We start from the raw sequence: 718 nt of genomic DNA, 5'->3' as shown, positions 1-718 counted from the left end.
CTCGATATTCGGTGCGGCACAACGGCTGAGCGCCGGCGCACTGGTTTGGGGCGGGCTCGTTCTCATCGGCATCATCGCCACACTCACCCTGCATCACCTTGACCCCGCTCGCCGCGCGGGACCCGTGTTCTCCGATGCGGCGGTTCGGTTCTCTTCCATCAGGAAACATCCAGTTAGGAGCAAGCCATGATGCTTGTCACTACGCAGCCGGCGGCTATGACGGCAGCGGCAGACGATGCGCAGGGCATCGGCTCGGCGATGAGCGCTGGGAATGTGGCCGCGGCCGCCCCGAGGACCGGGGTGGTTCCCGCCGCTGCCGATGAGGTGTCGGGATTGACGGCGCTGCAGTTCGCGGCGCACGCGCAGATCTACCAGGCCGTCAGCGCCCAAGCTGCAGCGGTCCACGAAATGTTCGCGAGCACCCTTGGCGTCAGTGCTGATTCGTATGCGCTCACCGAAGCCGCCAACGCGGTCGCGGCCGGCTAAGCACCCAGAGGTGAAGTGATGGATTTCGCAGCTTTGCCACCCGAGATCAACTCGGCAAGGATCTACGCCGGTGCGGGGCCGGGCTCTCTGCTGGCCGCCGCCGCGGCCTGGGAGGGACTCGCCGAGCAACTGTATTCGGAGTCCGCCTCGTATTCCTCGGTCGTTTCAGGACTGACCAGCGGACCGTGGCTGGGTCCGGCATCGACCTCGATGACCGCCGCGAGCGCCCCCT

The 718-nt window shown here is 66.4% G+C and carries 2 protein-coding genes and 1 pseudogene; all 3 read left to right on the top strand.

Annotated features, from left to right (window positions below; all coding sequences use genetic code 11):
• Nucleotides 1-190: pseudogene (locus tag HMPREF0591_RS33605) on the top strand (MFS transporter); the annotation flags it as partial.
• Nucleotides 187-486, top strand: a complete 300-nt coding sequence (locus tag HMPREF0591_RS30080; RefSeq protein WP_007172673.1) for a PE family protein — start codon at nt 187-189, stop codon at nt 484-486. The pseudogene HMPREF0591_RS33605 and the gene HMPREF0591_RS30080, both read left to right, overlap by 4 nt.
• 18 nt (nt 487-504) lie before the next feature.
• On the top strand, nt 505-718 hold a 214-nt coding region (locus HMPREF0591_RS30075), incomplete at its 3' end, for a PPE domain-containing protein (protein WP_040624594.1).

The sequence above is a fragment of the Mycobacterium parascrofulaceum ATCC BAA-614 genome (assembly GCF_000164135.1).
In the GTDB taxonomy this organism is placed as follows: Bacteria; Actinomycetota; Actinomycetes; order Mycobacteriales; family Mycobacteriaceae; genus Mycobacterium; species Mycobacterium parascrofulaceum.
Note: the sequence above shows the minus strand (reverse complement) of the source record. Positions and strands in the feature narration are given on the sequence as shown.

What these genes read in the sequence shown, in the direction of transcription:
- HMPREF0591_RS30080 (WP_007172673.1), top strand. Translation starts at nt 187, where the DNA reads ATGATGCTTGTCACTACGCAGCCGGCGGCTATGACGGCAGCGGCAGAC.